The 19,878-nt window shown below is 36.3% G+C and carries 20 protein-coding genes, 2 tRNA genes and 1 pseudogene; 17 read left to right on the top strand and 6 right to left on the bottom strand.

The window, feature by feature from the left end; all coding sequences use genetic code 11:
- Positions 1–146: 146 nt before the first annotated feature.
- From QV04_RS05620 to QV04_RS05540, 17 genes are all read left to right on the top strand, one after another.
- Positions 147–512: a hypothetical protein gene (locus QV04_RS05620; RefSeq protein WP_065231602.1), complete on the top strand. Its 366-nt coding sequence runs from the start codon at positions 147–149 to the stop codon at positions 510–512.
- A 460-nt stretch (positions 513–972) separates the two neighbouring features.
- Positions 973–1,290, top strand: coding sequence for a hypothetical protein (locus QV04_RS05615; protein ID WP_039166993.1), 318 nt, complete (start codon positions 973–975; stop codon positions 1,288–1,290).
- 1 nt (position 1,291) lies between these two features.
- Positions 1,292–1,609, top strand: a complete 318-nt coding sequence (locus tag QV04_RS05610; protein WP_039166996.1) for a hypothetical protein — start codon at positions 1,292–1,294, stop codon at positions 1,607–1,609.
- A 176-nt stretch (positions 1,610–1,785) separates the two neighbouring features.
- Positions 1,786–2,058, top strand: coding sequence for a hypothetical protein (locus QV04_RS05605; protein WP_230587076.1), 273 nt, complete (start codon positions 1,786–1,788; stop codon positions 2,056–2,058).
- A 74-nt stretch (positions 2,059–2,132) separates the two neighbouring features.
- Complete coding sequence (locus tag QV04_RS05600) at positions 2,133–2,288, top strand: hypothetical protein (RefSeq protein ID WP_156539723.1); 156 nt, start codon at positions 2,133–2,135, stop codon at positions 2,286–2,288.
- A 215-nt stretch (positions 2,289–2,503) separates the two neighbouring features.
- Complete coding sequence (locus tag QV04_RS11625) at positions 2,504–4,081, top strand: hypothetical protein (protein ID WP_065231605.1); 1,578 nt, start codon at positions 2,504–2,506, stop codon at positions 4,079–4,081.
- Positions 4,078–4,464, top strand: a complete 387-nt coding sequence (locus QV04_RS05590; RefSeq protein ID WP_065231606.1) for a hypothetical protein — start codon at positions 4,078–4,080, stop codon at positions 4,462–4,464. Before QV04_RS11625 ends, QV04_RS05590 begins: the two co-directional genes overlap by 4 nt.
- A gap of 62 nt (positions 4,465–4,526) precedes the next feature.
- The gene (locus tag QV04_RS11490; protein WP_156539724.1) at positions 4,527–4,703 is read left to right on the top strand and encodes a hypothetical protein; all 177 of its coding nucleotides are present in this window, start codon (positions 4,527–4,529) and stop codon (positions 4,701–4,703) included.
- Positions 4,704–4,766: 63 nt separating this feature from the next.
- Positions 4,767–7,253 (top strand): hemagglutinin repeat-containing protein, encoded by a 2,487-nt coding sequence (locus tag QV04_RS05585; protein WP_156548338.1) that lies wholly within the window; start codon positions 4,767–4,769, stop codon positions 7,251–7,253.
- Positions 7,250–7,621 (top strand): hypothetical protein, encoded by a 372-nt coding sequence (locus QV04_RS05580; RefSeq protein WP_035685190.1) that lies wholly within the window; start codon positions 7,250–7,252, stop codon positions 7,619–7,621. The genes QV04_RS05585 and QV04_RS05580 overlap by 4 nt, the downstream gene beginning before the upstream one ends.
- A gap of 454 nt (positions 7,622–8,075) precedes the next feature.
- The gene (gene pflA / locus QV04_RS05570; protein WP_021461813.1) at positions 8,076–8,816 is read left to right on the top strand and encodes a pyruvate formate lyase 1-activating protein; all 741 of its coding nucleotides are present in this window, start codon (positions 8,076–8,078) and stop codon (positions 8,814–8,816) included.
- A 24-nt stretch (positions 8,817–8,840) separates the two neighbouring features.
- Positions 8,841–9,857: a UDP-glucose 4-epimerase GalE gene (galE, locus tag QV04_RS05565; RefSeq protein ID WP_065231593.1), complete on the top strand. Its 1,017-nt coding sequence runs from the start codon at positions 8,841–8,843 to the stop codon at positions 9,855–9,857.
- A gap of 13 nt (positions 9,858–9,870) precedes the next feature.
- Complete coding sequence (locus tag QV04_RS05560) at positions 9,871–11,142, top strand: AmpG family muropeptide MFS transporter (protein ID WP_065233284.1); 1,272 nt, start codon at positions 9,871–9,873, stop codon at positions 11,140–11,142.
- Positions 11,143–11,215: 73 nt separating this feature from the next.
- Positions 11,216–11,860: an adenylate kinase gene (adk, locus tag QV04_RS05555; RefSeq protein ID WP_018347253.1), complete on the top strand. Its 645-nt coding sequence runs from the start codon at positions 11,216–11,218 to the stop codon at positions 11,858–11,860.
- A 37-nt stretch (positions 11,861–11,897) separates the two neighbouring features.
- Positions 11,898–12,950 carry an AEC family transporter gene (locus tag QV04_RS05550; RefSeq protein WP_231924859.1) on the top strand — a complete coding sequence of 351 codons (1,053 nt, stop codon included), beginning with the start codon at positions 11,898–11,900 and terminating at the stop codon, positions 12,948–12,950.
- Positions 12,951–13,500: 550 nt separating this feature from the next.
- Positions 13,501–13,577: transfer RNA gene (locus QV04_RS05545), tRNA-Asp, on the top strand.
- Between the two features lie 22 nt (positions 13,578–13,599).
- A tRNA-Asp gene (locus QV04_RS05540) sits at positions 13,600–13,676 on the top strand.
- A 204-nt stretch (positions 13,677–13,880) separates the two neighbouring features.
- Here QV04_RS05540 and QV04_RS05535 read toward each other — a convergent pair.
- The 6 genes and pseudogenes from QV04_RS05535 to QV04_RS05515 form a co-directional block, all read right to left on the bottom strand.
- Positions 13,881–14,393 carry a hypothetical protein gene (locus tag QV04_RS05535; protein WP_065231596.1) on the bottom strand — a complete coding sequence of 171 codons (513 nt, stop codon included), beginning with the start codon at positions 14,391–14,393 and terminating at the stop codon, positions 13,881–13,883.
- 33 nt (positions 14,394–14,426) lie between these two features.
- Positions 14,427–14,807: a hypothetical protein gene (locus tag QV04_RS05530; RefSeq protein ID WP_039174175.1), complete on the bottom strand. Its 381-nt coding sequence runs from the start codon at positions 14,805–14,807 to the stop codon at positions 14,427–14,429.
- A gap of 13 nt (positions 14,808–14,820) precedes the next feature.
- The gene (locus tag QV04_RS05525; protein ID WP_065231597.1) at positions 14,821–15,894 is read right to left on the bottom strand and encodes an IS1595 family transposase; all 1,074 of its coding nucleotides are present in this window, start codon (positions 15,892–15,894) and stop codon (positions 14,821–14,823) included.
- A 305-nt stretch (positions 15,895–16,199) separates the two neighbouring features.
- Positions 16,200–16,325, bottom strand: a pseudogene (locus QV04_RS11485) (IS1595 family transposase); the annotation flags it as partial.
- A gap of 310 nt (positions 16,326–16,635) precedes the next feature.
- Positions 16,636–17,718 carry a restriction endonuclease subunit S gene (locus QV04_RS11280; protein WP_081964374.1) on the bottom strand — a complete coding sequence of 361 codons (1,083 nt, stop codon included), beginning with the start codon at positions 17,716–17,718 and terminating at the stop codon, positions 16,636–16,638.
- Positions 17,706–19,808 carry an HsdM family class I SAM-dependent methyltransferase gene (locus QV04_RS05515; protein ID WP_039174178.1) on the bottom strand — a complete coding sequence of 701 codons (2,103 nt, stop codon included), beginning with the start codon at positions 19,806–19,808 and terminating at the stop codon, positions 17,706–17,708. Before QV04_RS05515 ends, QV04_RS11280 begins: the two co-directional genes overlap by 13 nt.
- Positions 19,809–19,878 lie beyond the last annotated feature (70 nt).

Below are 19,878 nucleotides of genomic sequence, written 5' to 3'. Positions count from 1 at the left end.
TAGTTATTTTGCGGAAGTGCCTGATCTAATCTTAAATAGAGATCTATATCAAAATTTTAAACATACCTGGGGAGAATTTGATGGAACAAATAATATAAGTCAACCTAAGTTAGTCTTACCAACAAAAGTAAAAGATGGAGACTTATATGAGAAAAATGCTTATTAATGTTATTTTATCTTTCTTATTAACCGGATGTTATCCTTGTGCTTTTTTAGATTGGAATTGCAATCATATACAAGATACAATATGGTATAAGAGATTTGAAAAATGTGATAATGAGCAGACATTTCTTGCACAAAAAAAACTTGGAAATAAATTTAACAAGGAAATTCAAACTTATATAATAAATAGATGCTCTGACAATTATAATCATAATTTTTTAGAATGGAATAGTGACGATATTGTAGTTAACGATCCCTGGTATAAGGCGTCTCTTTTATGCAAGAAAAAACAACAAAAGCAAGCAGAAAAAATATTAAAAGAGAAGTATAATTCAGATATATATATCTAATCAGTGTTTTAGCACTTATGGGAAATATGAATTTATTTTAGACCAAAAGTTTTCCATTCAGAAATGAATAAACTATTTTCCAGACTTGTAAAACCAACTAAATTTCAAAGTGAGAATTTATATGATAAAAGTTCTTTTTAAATTTATAATTATTTTTTATTTTCTATTTCTAGTTGCATAGAACTTATAAATCCTTTTGATAATTGTTTTTTAGATTGGAATAAAAATAGCTGTATAGAACTGGAAAACAAGAAAGAAATAAAGTCTTAGTACATCCTATTATGATGATAAAGGCATGGAAAAAATTAATTCTTTATGAATGTTATAAGCACCGAAATAATAGTTATTTATTTAATTTCTCCTGTCTGAAAAACATAAAAATTAAAATATTAACTTCATTATCGTTAAAATATATTTTAATAATGTCTTATAAACAATATTTACATCCTGACACTAAAATATGTATGGATTAACAGGTGGCTTCCAAGCTATTGATGGAAAAATGTTAGGAAAATATCAGGTTGGTAGTTGGCAAGATATCATAGTTGAATCCTTTGCAGGAACACACGATATGCTCGGTGGGCAAATTTGGGGCTTATACGATGCTGCTGGTAATACTACTAGAGGTAGAGGTTTAGATAACAGTCCTAATAAAAATGATGAAAAAATTTCATCTATTACAGCAATAACAGCAATTCCAGTTTCTGCTCCATTTGCTATGGCAGATTTAATGTCATCTGATTTTGTTGAGGTTTTATATAAACTGGGTGGAAATTAATATGAAAAAATATATGTTTATTTTTCTATTGAATGGGTGTTATTACAATTTTAAGACAGGCTGTTTTTATGCTCCTCAATCAGTTTATTGTGGACGTAAATATAAAAGTGATTTTGATTCTTATCAGAAAAAGGGAGTTACTGATGAGCAAAAAATTATAGATATGAAAAGTTGCCTTGGAAAATATGATAATAATATTGATTATAGAAAATACATCTTTCATGATTTATATGAAAGATACCCCAATGAAAATATAGCACATAAGTTTAGTATGTGTATGAGAAATAAAGGTTATATTTATGATAGGCTATACAGATAATAATGATTTCAGCTCTTGTCTCCGACTATTTGCAATGGCAGATTTAATGTCATCTGATTTTGTTGAAACATTAATGAAAATTGGAGGGCAATAAAGTGAGAATTCTATTTCTTATTATATGCTGTAGTGTATTGTCAAATTGTTATTACTCTGATGGATGTATTTATTCCCCCCAAATGGTTAACTGCTATATAGAAAAAGGGGAAGTATTTCCCCCCATATCTCGTTATCAGAAACCGTATAGTTTAGGAAAAACTGATAGTAATCAACGTTGGAAAGACGTAATTTCTTGTGGTGGCAAATATTTGGATTATGACCAAACAAGTATCCCTTTCAATAAACAAGAAACTTTTCATTATTGTATGCTGGGTAAAGGATATATTCATCTTTCCCCTGCACAATGTGGTTATCAAAATCCAAAATATAATACGGGAAAATGTAATTTATAAATAAAAATAACAGGAATAAATCCATAATGAAGTATATAGTTTTTATTATTTGCTTTTTATTATCAGGATGTTATTTGGCAAATGGTTCTCCAGGTGAAATGAATTTTTGGGTAAAAGATGGCAAAAAAATTTCTTTTGAAGAATATAATGTTTGTGCTAAGAAAGTTTTTCCAAGTCTAGGAGATAGATATATTTATCTTTATAAAAAAAGAACAATTAGGTTGGATTGAATTTTATAAAAATAAAGGCGAAGCTGAAGAATATGATTCTTATTTAAGTATAGCATTTAAGTTTGTCGATAAATGTTTATATGATTCGGGCTATCGTTTTAGACCTCCTTTAATATGGTGTTTAGCTCAAGATGGGAACAATACTAAAATTTGCATAGAAAATATGAAGTATAGAAATTAATATTGTAGGTTCTGATGAGTTAAGTCAAGCGACAGTGGGTTATGGTGCTTCTGTTTCTGCTAGTTTCAACCAATCAAAAATAAATGCCGACTATGCCAGCGTGCAAGAACAGTCCGGACTGTTTGCCGGCGATGAGGGCTATCAAGTTAATGTACGGAAGCATACGGATTTAACCGGTGGCTTAATCACCTCCACTGCACAAGCGGAAACAGACGGAAAAAACAGCTTCAGCACTGGGACGTTGAGCTATTCAGATATTGAAAACCACACCAATTATAGCGGCAGTGCGTTTGGTGTAAGTGGTTCTGTGGCAATGAATTTCAACACACCGCTTGGTAAATATGGACAAGCACAAAGCAATAAACAAGCCGTTAATGAACAAGGCGAGAAGCTCTATATTAACAGCCAAGGCAACTCAACAACGGCAAGCCGAGATAGTGCAGGCAATGCAAATAAACCAAAATTAGCAGAAGGGCTGGACTCGTTAACCGGCGATGTTTCGTTTGGCTTCGGCTCGGATAGTTCAAGTCAATCCAACGTGACAAAAAGCGGGATTAATACGGCGAATATTCATATCCGCAATGAAAAGGCACAACAATCACTGGCAGGAAAATCTGTTGAAGAAACGTTGAAAGGTATCAAAACTGATATTACAGCAGAGTCTGCCGAGCAGAATTCAGGCAAATTAGAAAATCATTTTAATAAAGATGAAATAATTAGAGAAATTCAACTTCAGGTAAAAACAACTAGTAATTTTATTGATAATGCTCAAGAAGCAAAAAATCAGATTATTGATTATTATCAAGAGCCTAAACGTAAAGCTCTAAGACAAGCAATAACAGATTATCATAATGCAAAAGCAGAAGGTAAAACTCAATATGAAAATAAAATAGATGAATTAATCAGAGATATTTACACTCTTGAGCATATTCGTACTGGACTAGATTTAGCAACTGGTTTAATTACGGGAGCACCTAAAGTTATGTCAGCTAAAACATTAATTTCTATTATTGATACAGAGGCAAGAAAAGAGTCTCTTAGGAATTCTCTATTGGCAATACCAATTGAAGATATAAAGGATGGTGGGAAACTATATAGTAATGTTGGGCATAACTCAGGCTCATTTGATGGGATTAAATTAGGGGGTGTAAGAATGAATTATGATGTTATTTGTGGCAAAAATAATGAAAGATGTGAAACAGATGGGAAAGGGAATCTAAAACTGAATGAGCAAGGTCATATTGTTTATAATGCTAAAGACAAATATACAACGGTATCTGATTTATTAAATGATAGAAGTAAATCAGGAAAATTATTTGGAGCAACAGGTGGTTTTCAAGCGATAGAGGGAGAAATGTTTGGTATTAAATATAAACCAGGTTCATTCCTAGACCGTCTAACGGAAACTTATTCTGGTGAGCATGATTTAATTGGGGGACAACTGTTTTTCTATGATGAATTAGGGAATGGAAAAAGAAATTTAACAGAGAGACAACAATTTTGGATTGATCGAGCAGCTGAAGCAGCTGTTATAGGCGTAACGCCAACCACAGTTCCCCATGCTTTACCATTAGAAGCTATGTATTTACTGTTTGGAGTGAGATACAAATGAAAAAATTTATTTTAATACCATTTGTATTATTTCTATCAAGTTGTTCTTATCATTGGGGATGGGGAATTGGATTTGATTATTGTCGAGGTATGCCTTTAGAATTTCCCTGTGATAAAGAAGAAAAATATACAAAAATAGCAAGGCTTCAAAAACCATATAGTATTGGTAAAACTGATTCAAAACAACGATGGGAAGATGTGATTTCCTGTGGAGGAGATAAAAGGGATTCATATTTTATGTTCATTAGATCAGCTACAATTTATGGCACATCAGGACCTCGATGGACAGAGTTTAATGATTGCTTAATGCAAAAAGGTTATATTTGGATTAAAAGTTGTGGACGTAAAAATACTAAAACAGACAAAGGGCTTTGTAATGAATAACAATCAAAGATTATTCGCTAGTTGTACAAGGTGTTGCATTAGCTTCAGAACAACTCGGCGCGGTGCAAAATTATGAAATTTTATCTGCGCGAAAATCACAGGTTGAAGCAGCATTATCAAGCACCACAAATCCGGAAGAAAGTACGAAACTGCACGGTAAAACATTGGTAGAACGGCATTACACATTGCAGTGGCAAATACGGATTGGCATAATCGCCAGTTACATCAGAGTGAAATGAAAATGGATAAAATAAAATGCAAAACATTTTGCTCAAAAACAAAAAATAGACGAAAAAACAACAGTGGCTCGTCTAATCATTCAAGTCGCTCAAGAAGCTAATTACACTTGGAAAAAAATGATTAATACTCATGATGAGGCGGCACAAAATGTAATGGCTGTGGTTGAACAAACCCACCAAGTAGGCGAAAGCAAAAACAACCGCATTAATGCACTGGCAGCGGCGAATACTGCTTGGGCAGCGATGCGAGCGGCGGAAAGTGTCGGCAGTGCCTTGTATTCAGCACAGGCGTTAGCAAATGGCAATATAAAAAATGCCAATGTGAGTGTTTCCCTCACCTATGGCGAGCAAAAGAATGTGCAAACGCAGCATATCCAAGGCAACACCGCTACAAACAGTGCAATTAATGCCGGCGGAAATGTGACCATTACCGCCACCGGCGCAGACAACGCATCAGATATTAATATTGTCGGCTCAGATGTCTCCGGCAAACAAGGCACTCGCTTCCTCGCTGATGATGAAATTAATTTCTTGGCAGCCAAACAAACCCACCAAGAACGCAGCAATAATAAATCAAGCGGCTGGAATGCCGGGGTATCAGCGAGTTACGGTTCTGACGGCTTTGCCTTTGGCGTGACCGCGGGCGGTAATTATGGCAAAGGTTACGGCAATGGCGATGAAACCACGTGGCGCACCAGCCATATTGGTGATAAAGCCAGCAACACCGTGATGGTAAGTGGTGGCAACACTACCGTCAAAGGGGCGCAAGTACTCGGTAAAAGCATTATTAGTGACGTTGAAAATCTCACGATAGCAAGCGTGCAGGACACAATGAGTTATACCGGCAAACAGAAGAATATCAGTGGGCAAGCGACAGTGGGTTATGGTGCTTCTGTTTCAGCTAGTTTCAACCAATCAAAAATAAATGCCGACTATGCCAGCGTGCAAGAACAGTCCGGACTGTTTGCCGGTGATGAGGGCTATCAAGTCAATGTGCGTCAGCATACGGATTTAACCGGTGGCTTAATCACCTCCACTGCTCAAGCGGAAGCAGACGGAAAAAACAGCTTCAGCACTGGGACGCTTTCGCATTCTGATATTCAAAACTATAGCAATTACTCGGCAAGCGGATTTAGTCTAAGTGGCGGAGTAACAATAAGTGGTGGCGATGCACCGCAAGAAATCGGCGGAATGAAGCTGCAACAAGTGGGTGAAAATCATAAAGACGGCAGTTCAAAAGTAGAATATGGTGGTGTAGCAGGCGTGGGCACACAAGGTAATTGGGGAATAGCGAAAGGGTTAGCTACTGCCCTTTTAGGTCAAGTGAATGATAAAGGCAGTGAAAGCAGCATCACCAACAGTGCTATCAACACGAAAAATATCGTCATTCGTGATAACGAGGCACAGCTCGCTTTAACCGGAAAAAGTGCGGCTGAAACAGCACAAGCCATTCAAAAAACTAATCTTCATCAGGCACTTAAAAAACAAGCTGTTGAAACTATTCGTTCAGATTTAGAAAGTGATTTAAACACTGCAACCGAGTTTGTCAATAATACCAATAAAATTGGAGATGAAATCTACTATCGAATTGAGAAAAATGAACAGAATATCTATCTAAAACATAAGAAAGCGTCGGATTGTGACAATATATCGTGTATTAAGACCAGTGAAATTGATGTTGATAGACTGAGCGTACCGCAAACGAAAGAGGAAGCGGAACAACTAGCACGTCTTTATGTTCACGGCATCATGAATCAGTCTGATGAGGATAGAACAATAGGCGCCATTCAATATGGTGGAAAGGAATACTTAAACAATGATACTTTAATTGTACGTAGAGCGTATTCCAGTCTACCAGCAGAACTCACATTTACGATATTTGAACGATTAAGAGGAGGATTGGATATGCCGAGTATTTTTGGTGCATCAAATGCAAGTCGAGACCAAGCTAAAATTTGGGGATTAGTCGATGAATATAATCGTCAGAACCCAACAAACCGAGTAAATTTATCCCCAGTCAATCATAGCTTAGGCGCTTCAGGTACAAAAAATGCGATGAATTGGGCAAAACATGAAGGAATGTCTTTCAAAAATACGACATTAAATGCATATATCGTAGGAACATCCTATCCAATAACCAATGATACGTTAGGCAGCAAATTAACCGGTGGTTTATATGACAAAGGCTACACCGAAACAGCAGCCGGTTTATTCAAAGATGGAAGCGTGGAATATGCTTCAGCACCGAGGGATATTGTTGCAACGGGGATTAATTTACCGTTTGTACCGGGGAGTTTAAGTATTGGGATAGGAAATACCAACACTACAGGAGATAATAGTGTAGGCATTCCGTTATGGGATATGCTAATGGGGAATCATACTAAGGCATATTATCGGGATGAGGAGGCAATTAAATTTATTTCTCCCCAAAAATCCGAAGAAATAATAAATTATCAGAAAAATATTTGGGGGAAAGTAGGTCCAAAAACAGAACGTATAAATTTCAATAGAGAAATTTTTCTTAATAATGAAGCGGGTAAAAAACAATGAAAAAAATTATATTTTTATTTTCTTTATTATTATCAGGATGTTATTTAGCCAACGGGTCTCCTGATCCAACAAATTACTGGGTTAAGGATGGCGAAAAAATACCATTTAAATATTTTAAAAATTGTGATGATTTTGCAAAAGCACAAATGGGAAATCATTACTTTTATTTGGAAAATAAATTTAATAATTCAACTTCTGATAAAAGGGAAGATGATGAGTTTATGAAGCTTTATCGAAAAAAAAATGCTTTAGTTAATCAATGCTTATATGATATAGGATATCGTTTTAGACCTCCTTTAAAATGGTGCTTAGCTCAAGATGGAAATAATACTAGAACTTGCATAGAAAATATGAAGTATAGAAATTAACATTTTAGGGGGGATGTATCGGTTACGGCTTCTCCGCCTCCGCCAGTTATAACCAATCGAAAATAGTACAAGAGTTATATGGTTCTACGGGTGGCTTTCAGGCGATTGAAGGTGGTTGGTATCTACCATCTAATATAACTATACCGTATAAAGTGGGAAGTTTCTCAGATAGATTAGTAGAATCTTTTGCTGGGACACATGATTTGATAGGAGGGCAAATTTGGGGATTCTATAATTCTCAAGGAAATACAATACAGAAAACGGAAACAGAGCAACTCAGAGCAGAAATAACGACAGCTGTTGCTATATCTCTAGCAGTGCCTTTCGCAATGGCAGATTTAATATCATCAGATCTTCTACAGTAGAGCTAGTGCATATGCTGCCTGACATTTACAACAAATTCAGTTAAAATTAAAAAATTTTTGAAGATACTATAATCATAAAGGCAGGTAAAATGTCAGCAGTTGGAAGAATCCATTCTTTTGAGTCATGCGGTACGGTTGATGGCCCGGGAATCCGTTTTATTTTATTCACTCAGGGCTGTTTAATGCGCTGTAAATATTGTCATAATCGTGACACTTGGGATTTACATAGCGGTAAGGAAATTACTGTTGAAGAATTAATGAAAGAAGTGGTGACCTATCGCCACTTTATGAATGCCTCTGGAGGTGGTGTGACCGCTTCTGGTGGGGAAGCTATTTTGCAGCCAGAATTTATTCGAGACTGGTTCCGTGCCTGCAAAAAAGAGGATATTCACACTTGTTTGGATACTAACGGTTTTGTGCGTCATTATAATCAGGTGATCGATGAATTGCTTGATGTAACTGACCTTGTTCTGTTGGATTTAAAACAGCTTGATGACAGTATTCATCAAGATTTGATTGGTGTATCCAATAAACGCACTTTAGAATTTGCTAAATATCTGCAAAAACGTAATCAAAAAACTTGGATTCGCTATGTTGTCGTGCCGGGTTACACCGATGATGAACACTCGGTGCAGTTATTGGGCGAATTTATTAAAGATATGAAGAATATCGAAAAAGTCGAACTGCTCCCTTATCACCAGTTGGGTAAACATAAATGGGAAACGCTCGGCTTAAAATATGAATTGGAAGATGTTAAGCCGCCAACAAAAGAGTCATTGGAAAAAATTAAGGCTCAGTTGGAACAATTCGGCTTAACCGTAAAATATTAAATTAATTTACCGAAGGAGGTAACAATGGCGGTTTTGGTTACAGGCGGTGCCGGTTATATCGGCTCGCACACTGTTGTCGAACTACTCAATGCCAATCGTGAAGTGGTGGTATTGGATAATCTTTCCAACTCCTCTGCTAAATCTTTGGATCGTGTTAAACAGATCACCGGCAAAGCGGTAACATTTTATCAAGGCGATGTGTTGGATCGTGCCTTATTAAAACGCATTTTTACCGACCATAAAATTGAATCCGTGATCCATTTTGCCGGCTTAAAAGCGGTAGGCGAAAGCGTGGTGAAACCGATTGAGTATTATCGTAATAATGTCGAAGGTTCTTTGACTCTACTTGATGAAATGCGTCAAGCTAATGTTTTCAATTTTGTATTCAGTTCATCAGCCACTGTTTATGGTGATCCGGAAATTATCCCTATTACAGAACAATGCAATGTTGGAGGCACAACCAATCCTTACGGCACATCAAAATTTATGGTGGAACGTATCATTATGGATGTGGTGAAAGCCATTCCACAATTCAGTATGACCATCTTGCGTTATTTCAATCCGGTCGGTGCGCACGAAAGCGGTTTGATCGGTGAAGATCCGAACGGTATTCCAAATAATCTACTGCCGTATATCAGCCAGGTGGCAATCGGTAAATTACAACAACTTTCCGTCTTTGGCAGCGACTACCCGACCCACGACGGCACCGGTGTGCGTGATTATATCCACGTGGTCGATTTAGCCATCGGACATCTTAAAGCGTTGGATCGTCACGAAAATGATGCCGGTCTGCATATCTACAATTTAGGCACAGGCACCGGTTATTCTGTATTGGATATGGTGCACGCCTTTGAAAAAGTGAATAACATCAAGATTCCATATCGTCTAACCGAACGCCGTGCGGGCGATATTGCCGTCTGTTATTCCGATCCGTCATTGGCATTAAAAGAACTGGGTTGGAAAACCGAGCGTGATTTGGAACAGATGATGCGCGACACTTGGAATTGGCAAAAAAATAATCCGAACGGATATAAAGATTAATCAGGAACCACCTATGCCGGTAAATACCTCCGTTTCCAAGCAAATTTTTAGCCGTAATATGCTTATTTGTGTATTTACCGGTTTTAGTTCCGGTTTACCGCTCTATATTTTAGTCAGCCTGATTCCCTACTGGCTGCGCAGCGAACAGGTCGATCTAAAAACGATCGGTCTGTTCACCTTAATCAACTTACCCTACACTTGGAAATTTTTGTGGTCGCCACTGCTCGACCGTTACGCCTTACCGCTGTTAGGTCGGCGGCGAGGTTGGATTTTTCTGTTTCAATTACTGTTGCTGTTTACTCTGCTGACATTTGCTTGGCTGACACCGCAACAAGATTTAACAATGATAGCCGCACTTTCCACCATTGTGGCTTTCTTCTCTGCAACGCAAGATATTGTTCTGGATGCCTATCGACGTGAAATTTTAAGCGACAATGAACTGGGGCTAGGGAACTCGATTCACGTTAATGCCTATCGTCTTGCCGGATTAGTGCCAGCCTCGCTCTCGATCTTTTTAAGTGCTTATTACAGCTGGCACAGCGTCTTTATTATCACCGCTCTTTTTATGCTGCCCGGTTTACTGGCAACACTCTTTATCGCTCGTGAACCGCTCCTGAAAGCAGCACCGCCGAAAACCTTAAAACAGACCGTGATCGAACCTTTTACCGAATTTTACCAACGCAAAGGTGCAAAACAGCTGATTTTAGTGTTGTCGTTTATGTGCCTGTATAAACTCGGCGACACAATGGCAACCGCATTACTGACCCCTTTTTATATCGATATGGGATACAGCAGTTTGGATATTGCGCTCATCGCCAAAAACGCCGGTTTATGGCCAATGTTGATCGCCAGTATTGTCGGCGGTATTTTGATGTTAAAAATCGGCATCAATAAAGCGTTATGGTGGTTCGGGCTGGTGCAAATTCTCACCATTTTAGGCTTCGCTTGGTTGGCGCATTTCGGACAATTCCAACAAGTCGGACATTTTGAACTGTTCGCGTTAGCGTTGGTGGTCGGCGGCGAATATATCGGTATCGGCTTGGGTACTGCCGCCTTTGTTGCCTTTATGGCAAGAGAAACCAATCCGCTTTATACCGCCACCCAATTAGCCTTATTCACCAGTTTAGCGGCACTGCCCCGCACATTATTGGGCTCAAGCGCAGGTTGGCTGATTGAGCAATTAGGTTATTATCATTTTTATCTACTCTGTTTCGTGTTGGCGATTCCAGGGATGTTATGCTTGCTTTGGGTTGCTCCTTACAAAGCAACAACAACTGAGCAATAAATTTTTAATTTAGCTTGTGTTTACTACCACATACAGGTAAGGTATTCACATTTTTGAACGACAAGAGGTATCTATGAAAATTATTCTTTTAGGCGCACCGGGCGCAGGCAAAGGCACACAAGCCCAATTTATTATGAATAAATACGGTATTCCACAAATATCAACCGGCGATATGTTGCGTGCCGCAATCAAAGCCGGTTCTGATTTAGGCAAACAAGCAAAAGTGTTAATGGATGCCGGTAAATTAGTGCCGGATGATTTAATCATCGCATTGGTTAAAGATCGTGTTGCACAACCTGATTGCGCAAAAGGTTTCTTATTAGACGGCTTCCCACGCACTATTCCACAAGCGGACGCTTTAAAAGCTGCCGGTATTGCGATCGACTTCGTATTGGAGTTTGATGTGCCGGATGAAGTGATTGTGGAACGTATGAGCGGTCGCCGTGTACACCAACCGTCCGGACGCAGCTACCACATTGTTTACAATCCGCCTAAAGTGGAAGGTAAAGATGACGTTACCGGCGAAGATTTAATTATCCGTGCCGATGACAAACCTGAAACTGTATTGGATCGTTTAAAAGTTTATCACTCAACAACACAACCATTAGTTGATTACTATAAAAAAGAAGCGGATGCCGGTAAAACTGCCTATTTCCGTCTTGACGGCACCTTAACCGTTGACGCTGTCAGTGCAAAATTGGCAGAAATTTTAGGTTAATTTCCTTTCAATTGGTTTCGCAACGAAACATAAAATAATGGCAACGTGTGCTGATCAATTTCATCAGCACACTTTTTTTACTCACAATGAGCTAACTCCTCGTTGCTATATTAACCCGACAAGTGAGGTAAAAATGGAGGGATTTCTAGCATCCATATCATTTTCTATCGGCGTCACCTTGCCCAATATTTTAATGCTGTTTTTAGGAATCTATCTGCGCCGTATCGGAATGATCAACGATCAATTCAGCCAACAGGGATCAAAATTAGTTTTCAACATCACCTTGCCGGCACTGCTCTTCCTCAGCATTGTGCAACATCCGACCGATTATGCCGCACAGCTCAAAATGGTGTCTGTCGGTTATCTCGGCTGTATCATTATTTTCTTACTGTCTGAATTTTACGCCGCCAAATATATTGAAGATAAACGTGAACGCGGCACCTTTGTACAAGGCGTTTTTCGTGGCAACAGCGGCATTATCGGCTTATCGCTCTGTGCCAATGCCTACGGTTCCGCCGGCATCGCCACCGCATCGGTTTATACGGCGGTCATCACCATTTTATACAATATTTTAGCTGTGATTACCCTAAGCCGTTCACTTGCTGCCAACGGCAAACCGAACCTTATGCACATCTTGCGCCAAATTGCGAAAAATCCATTGGTCATTTCGATTGTGTTGGCATTACTCATCAGCAAACTCGGTTTCACTATTCCTAAACCGCTGATCAGCACCGGCGATTATCTTTCCCGAATGACATTACCGTTGGCACTGCTCTGCACCGGCGCCAGCTTGGATTTAAAAGGAATGGATACCTCTTCAAAAATCGCTTTTCAATCCAGTATCGGGCGCATCTTTTTTGCACCGTTAGTGATGGTGGTTTTCGCACGAGTGTTTAATTTAGACAACATCAGTTTAGGCGTGATTTTCTTAATGAGCGCCACACCGGTTGCCGTCGCCAGTTACCCAATGGTGCGGAGTATGGGCGGCAATGCCAAAACCGCCGCTAATATTGTTGGCATCACCACCATTAGCGCGATTGTGAGTTCTGCCATTGGGATTGTGATTTTGAAGCAGTTGAATTGGATGTAATTTTTTGGTTTCGACCAAATGTAGATTTTATTTTTTACTTAATGATATTGATAGTGGTAAAAATGATAAAACAACTGCTCATATCGTTTATGAAACATCGGTGTAAAATTTAAAAACAGCGTAATAGAAAAGTATTACCGAAAAAAATCAAAGGCTTGAAAACGAAGTGTTCTAATCAGTATTTCACATATCTGATAATAAATAGTAAAAGTCACTATAAATTTGAGTAAAACACTGAATACGGATAAAGGTGAAAATATCTGTTATTGATTATGTTTGCTAATTGCTGAAAATTGGATAAAAAGATAATTTTGCTCATCTTTTTAGCTGTTTATTTTCAAATGATTCTGCTTTAAGCAAAGTTACTTTCTGAAAAATCAAAAAATGCCACCTTTCTAAAATGGCAAAAAATTCGCCATTAAGACATTTTTGTTGCAAGAAATTGTCGTAAATTTTGCTCTTTAGCTTATCAATTCATCAATTAAACTAAATTTCATAAAAAGAGGTTGACGAGATCTCTCAACGATATTATTATGCGCACCACAAATGCGGAGCGGTAGTTCAGCTGGTTAGAATACCTGCCTGTCACGCAGGGGGTCGCGGGTTCGAGTCCCGTCCGTTCCGCCATTTAGTTTAGTCATTTTTTTGCGGAGCGGTAGTTCAGCTGGTTAGAATACCTGCCTGTCACGCAGGGGGTCGCGGGTTCGAGTCCCGTCCGTTCCGCCATCTTCAACACTTAAACTTATAATTTTCCAGGCATAGTAGACAAAAGTGTTGGTAAAAAGTGGGCTAAAGCCTTATAGTACACGGTATTATGTAGCAGTTGCACAAAACCAAAACTTGAATAATTAACCGTTGAAAAGAAAGCCTTTAGTTTGATGATAAGTTAAAGGCTTTCTGATTTAAAGGATATTGAAAAATATAACTCACTTAAAAAGAAACATCGTCATCGAAATCCCAAACAGGATTTTCCATTTCAGTAGAAGATGTCTTTTTAGATGTTTTTTTACTGACAGAATCTTTTTCCCATAACAAATCTTCCATTACTGGTGGATAGGCAACATTTGCCCTTGCTACAAAATCCGATTGGGTGAGATATTTTCTGATTCGAACCAAGCATCGTAGATTACGTTCATCTTCTGCAAAACTCACTTCAATATCTGAGATATTTGGACTTTCATCGCTCTCTGATTCAGAGAGGTTAATTCCAAACACAGCAAGCACAACTTGATTATCCGCAATTTCATACGCCCCATAAAAAGTAAAGAAATCCGAAGGTAGTCGTTCAACATGTTTCGCCATTGAGCTTAAGTCACTAAATAAAGACATGTAATTACGCTCAAAGCTCACGTTAGAATAAAGCAAAGCAATCCCTTGCATAAACGCTTGAAACTGCTCGTAAGACATTTTTGTTAGGTCTGTATTGATTCTTTTTTCAGTCATTTGTATTCCTTTTTGTTGCAGTAAAAATAGTGGCTATTTCAGGTTTTTATACCGTTGCCAAAAATCATCGTGAATATCTCTTGCTGATGGATGTAACAGTATTCTAGGAAAGAGAGCGAACGTTGGCATTAAGGACAATGAATCAAGTTGGGCTTGATTAATAACCTTCGTTTTGAGATAACTAAAGCGATACACAGCACTAATAAACAGTACCGTTACATCAAGAGATATAAAAAAGGTATTTACATCAGCAATAAACTGAATACTCTCCACACTAGGGTAGAAATATTCTAACCCTTTGCTCACAAGCAAAATAATCAAGACTGAAAGCATATAGTGGATAATCAGCAATCGTCTTAATCGCTGATAGATAAAGCTAATCCCTAACATATAAATAAAAAGAAATATCTCCATATTAATTTCCTTATTAGGCTGCATTTAGGTAGTGTGAATCGTTTGAAGCTGTCAGGCTTGCTACGCCAAACAATGCTTCGGCTTTTTTGTTACCTTGCCAGTACCCTGTAAAATCTCGTGATGGCAAGGTGTTTAAGCAACATTTTAGTAATTGCTCAAATTTCTCTTTTACACTTTTTCGGCGATTATCTTCTCGCCACGCTATTTCATTGGCATAGAACATCAGATATTTATTGTTCATTTTGTGGTAGATACCTGTAATTGCGCGCCGTAACCGTGCAAAAAAGGATTCGGCAAGGTTATTCGTGATACCGTCAATCGAGCAGTATTCCAGTGAATGGTTTACTCGCCATAAATCATAATGAAAGGCGAGACTGTCATAAGCAGGGTTTTCGTCAGCATGAATGGTGCTGTTCGGCTTGACTAAGCGTTGCGTTAAATCAAGTATATCTTGCGTATTTTCCTCTTTAATTAGGGCGACAATACTTCTATCAGCCCCTTTCATCACGGTTTGATTCGCCGCATGTTGGCGGAATACCAATACACAAGACTTATCCACACGCTGATAGTGTTTCTTCCGTCTATCAATACGTTTATGACAGAAATTTTTAGGGCGAATGTAGTAATTCACATAAGCACCGTCGATATGTACTTCACCATTTAACAGCGTTAAATCTTTGGCTTTTTCTAAACTTTCCCTAAATTTATGCAACAGTACCCATGCCGTTTTATATTGCACGTTGAGCTTATGTGATAACGTAATAGCGGATAATCCCTTGCTTTCAGTCACAAAATAGAAAATTGCCAATACAATTTTACGCAAGGAAAGTTTTGCACCTTGAAAAATTGCGCCTGCTGTAATAGAAAAACGATGCTGGCAATGTTTGCACTGCCATTGTTTACGAGTAGAAATGAAATAGGCGTGGTGGCGAGTATGGCAATGCGGACAAATAACATCATTCATTTCATCTACATTACCCCAACGAGCTTGTTTCAATAGCTGAAAAATCTCGGTATCAGACAAACTCGCCAAGCTATCTACAGATAGCTGGCGTGCTGCCGCTGATAACCGAAAATGTTGTGCCATAGAAACAAAAATCCCTTCATTAAAACTCCGAAATCTCCAAGCCTTTTTAGGCTTAAAAAACAAAGTCATAATGAAGGGACTATTCTCTGTGAGCAAAAAGGTATAATAAATACTAGTATTTGTCAAGCACTTTCTTTTGTCAAGTGTTTTTTGAATTTTTTTGTGTTTTTGAATGTGACCAGTTCAAAAAAGGTCTTAGTTCTGTCAAGAGAAATTTTTCGATAAGTTTAATTGCTGATATTTTAAACACATTGAGTGATTATCTTAAGTGGCTTATTCTATAATTTAGACGTACTACTTTGGAGGATTTTATCAGGATTTTCCCGACGGTTGGCTTTTAAAAGTTGCAAGGCTTCGTCTTCACTTAAACGAAAGATTTGTTTGAGATTTAAATTTTTAGATTTGCTTGAAAGCAGATAATGCTGCGCCATAAGTATTCCTTGTGTGTACAAGGTACTCAAAGCCAAACGCTAGACATAAAAAATAGCCCACCTGAATTTCAGGTCGGCTCAAAGCGTTTATGCCTCGAATACCGTTACCCACAAGGAACTTGTGGAAGGCTCATTTAAAATGAGTGAAATTGCGATTGTTAAAACAGGAAATTTACAAGATGAAATTTTCTGCCACCTAAACATTCGCTACACACCTGTTAATGTGTATTAATTGGTGATTGAATAAAATTGTATTCTTTGACTAATTATATAATTTAGTAGATTCTCGTCCTTTAGTAAATTCAAGACATTAAAAACTAATTTCAGTAGATAAAAGCTCACTAACTTTATCATTTAATTGTTTTTTTATTTCTAATATATTCAAATGCTTTTTGGAAACCTCTCTCATTTCATCTAAACAATAGTCACCATTACTATCTATAGGTATTGAAATCTTAACATTATCGATCATTCGTGGTGTTAATTTTGAAAACTCATTTTTATTATTAATGCCTTTTCTACCTTTTGATAGATTTCTTAATATTGGCTCTAAAATATATACAACGTAATCTAAATCGATATCAAATGTTTTAGGTGTTAAAATTACTCTATCTGCATTTATAGAAAAACACCCCTCTATTATTTTTGTAACTCCAGCAATACCATTTATTGATATTGAAACATAACGACCATCATAGTCGTAAGTATTCATATACCCTAAAGGCTCATCATTTGCGGCAGAATAAATAGGGTATTCCCCTGCATTTTGCTTACAATAATTCTTTGTATATAGACTATTTCCTCTAGTTACATAAAAAAGTTTATGGATGGGTTCATTTATATAATTATATTTATCAGAATGAGGTATTTTCACATCAATTCTATTGATATAATTTTGTCTATCTTCAAGCTCTTTCTTTTTAATCTCTATAGACTTATATTTACTAATAATTAGATTTTGTGATTCAATATCGTAGTTCCCATTATCATCAATAGGAACTTCAATTAATAATCCTTTAATATTTCTCCACGATAATGATGGGACATCACCTTTCTTTTTATGGAGAAAAAATATTGGTTGAAGAATATATTTAAAATACTCTAATACCAAATTTTCAACTTTAGGTATTAGAATTGCTCTATGTCCCCCAACATTATGTTTACCATGTAATACTTTCAAAGTACCTGCGTATTCCCCATCTGTTGAATATGTTAAGTTTTCACAGTCATAATCATAAGAATCAATAAATCCAAAATGCCCAATTGTTGTTCCAGTGAAAACTTCGTAATCACCACTATGCTGATTACAATATGTTTTAGTATATTTGCTATTTCCTCTTTTACAATCAAATAGTTTTTCTAGCGTTATACTTTTATAGTTTAATTTAGCCATTCAATTTCTTCCTTAAAATCTTTTAGAGTTGAGATCATATCTGATAATAGATCTTGAAACTCTGTAGGACTTACAAAAGTTTTAGCTTTTTTTAAACCAATTTCAACTTTTTCTTCTTCTGTCCACCAATTTTCGATTATCCAAGACTTGTCAGGGTCAAACTCATCAATTGGTATCAATTTTAGTTTACGATCATCTTCAATATAAGATTTAATTGGCTCAATAAGCTCTTTTTTATTAAAGTTTTTAAAAAAGTTATATTTTATAGCGGCTTCTTTTAAGTCATTATCGTCTATATCAAACCTATAAGAATCTAGACTTTCACCAATAGAGTTAGCTATATATGTAAAAACTGGATAATCTTGTTTTGCATGTTCATTTATTTCTTGATGTGTTTTCTTTCTTATAGTAAGAATATATGTTTTTTTAGGTGTATTAAAGAATGCACCAACAGGTAGTGAAATAATATTTTCTATAAAGAAATTATTTAACATATATTTCTTTAGATTATGATTTATATAATTAGAGAATATTCCATCCGGTAATACAACTGATGCGACCCCGTTATGTGATAAAGACTTCATTATCCATTCTAAAAATAAACTTTCAACTCCTCCTCCGTTTAATTTATATTTATCAGTCTCTTTAGCTGAATCCATCATTGGTTTGGACTGAAAATATGGAGGGTTTGCTAATATTAGATCGTATTTATTTTCTTCAAGATTTGATAAAGTACCTAACATAGTTTTATGTAAATTAAAAGTTTTGTTCAATAATTCATTAGCAATATTTTTAACATCTTGTAATGAGTTATTATCTTGAAATAGTTGCGAAAAATAAATAAGCATGTTGGCTTTAGCTAAAATAATAGTTAAATCATCTTTATCTGACATCATTTTATCAAAGCCATAAAGTTCTATCTTACTTTTCAGTTCACCATCATGATAACTGTAAAGATCTTGTATTTTTGTTTCAACAGCTTCGAGAAGAAACTTTCCAACACCACAAGCAGGATCACAGATTTTCATACCTTCCTTTATATCGACCATTGAAACCATTTCATTAACAATCTTTAATGGAGTAAAAAACTGCCCCATATTAGAAGTTTCATTTGAATTTTTCATAAATGTTTCAAATAGTTTTGATTTAAAGTCATTTGATATCCTTAAAAATTTCCCATTATTTTTTTCATAGCGTTCAAATTCTTCAATAACTTGTTTAAATATTTTATCAGTATCATCAATACTGATGTATTCATTATAATCACCTCGTTCAACATGAAATACTTGTCCATTAATAATACTGGTCCCATCCTCACCTTCTGGAAACAAAGTTTTCATAGTCTCCCTTGCTCCATCAATATATTTTCCTAAAACATCAGCATCAGTTGTAACTGGATTCTCTCTTTTATATTCATTAGAGTACATTTTAGATATATAAGAAAAAGAGTTTTCTCCTTTTAATACACCAATATCAGACAAGTATTTAAATAAGAATAATTCAACAAATGTATAGAGTGACTTCTTTGATGATGCAAATGTTAGGTTAACTAAAATTCTATTTATCTTTACTGCTAAATCGGTTGGATCTAACTCTTCCTTTTTTAATATCTTATCATTATCATTACTAATAGATTGGCTAATATCATTTATTAATTTAGCTATTTGTTTGGCGTTTTCTTTTGGCTTTATTTGTAAATCAACGATATTCCCATCTTCATCTAATATAGGATTACCAGTATTTGGGTTAACCCAAATAAATCTATCTCCATCATTTACTACATAAATCAGAGCATTAACAGCTTTAGCTACATCAATTTCTTGATTTATTGCATTTGATATGTCTTTATTTGTTTTGAATTTATTAGGATGCTTTTGTTCACAATATATAACGATATTTTTATGGTTATCAATAATCAATACATCAGGTTTTTTTCTTAATAAATTTCTACTTATTGAAAATTTTTTTATGTATTTTGACTTCATTAAGCTTGAGATCGTAGTTGAACCTAAGCTAAAACATTCATATTTATCAAGAATATGAACGCTATGAGAAAACAATTCATTTTGTATTAGTTGCTCAGATTTCATTAACAACCTCCCAAAATAAATTTGCAAGGTTGATATTTAGGGAATAAGCTATTTGTAGGCTTGTAGGCTT

The organism is Gallibacterium genomosp. 1 (genome assembly GCF_001678575.1).
Classification (GTDB): Bacteria; Pseudomonadota; Gammaproteobacteria; order Enterobacterales; family Pasteurellaceae; genus Gallibacterium.
This window is presented reverse-complemented; position numbering and strand designations above follow the sequence as displayed.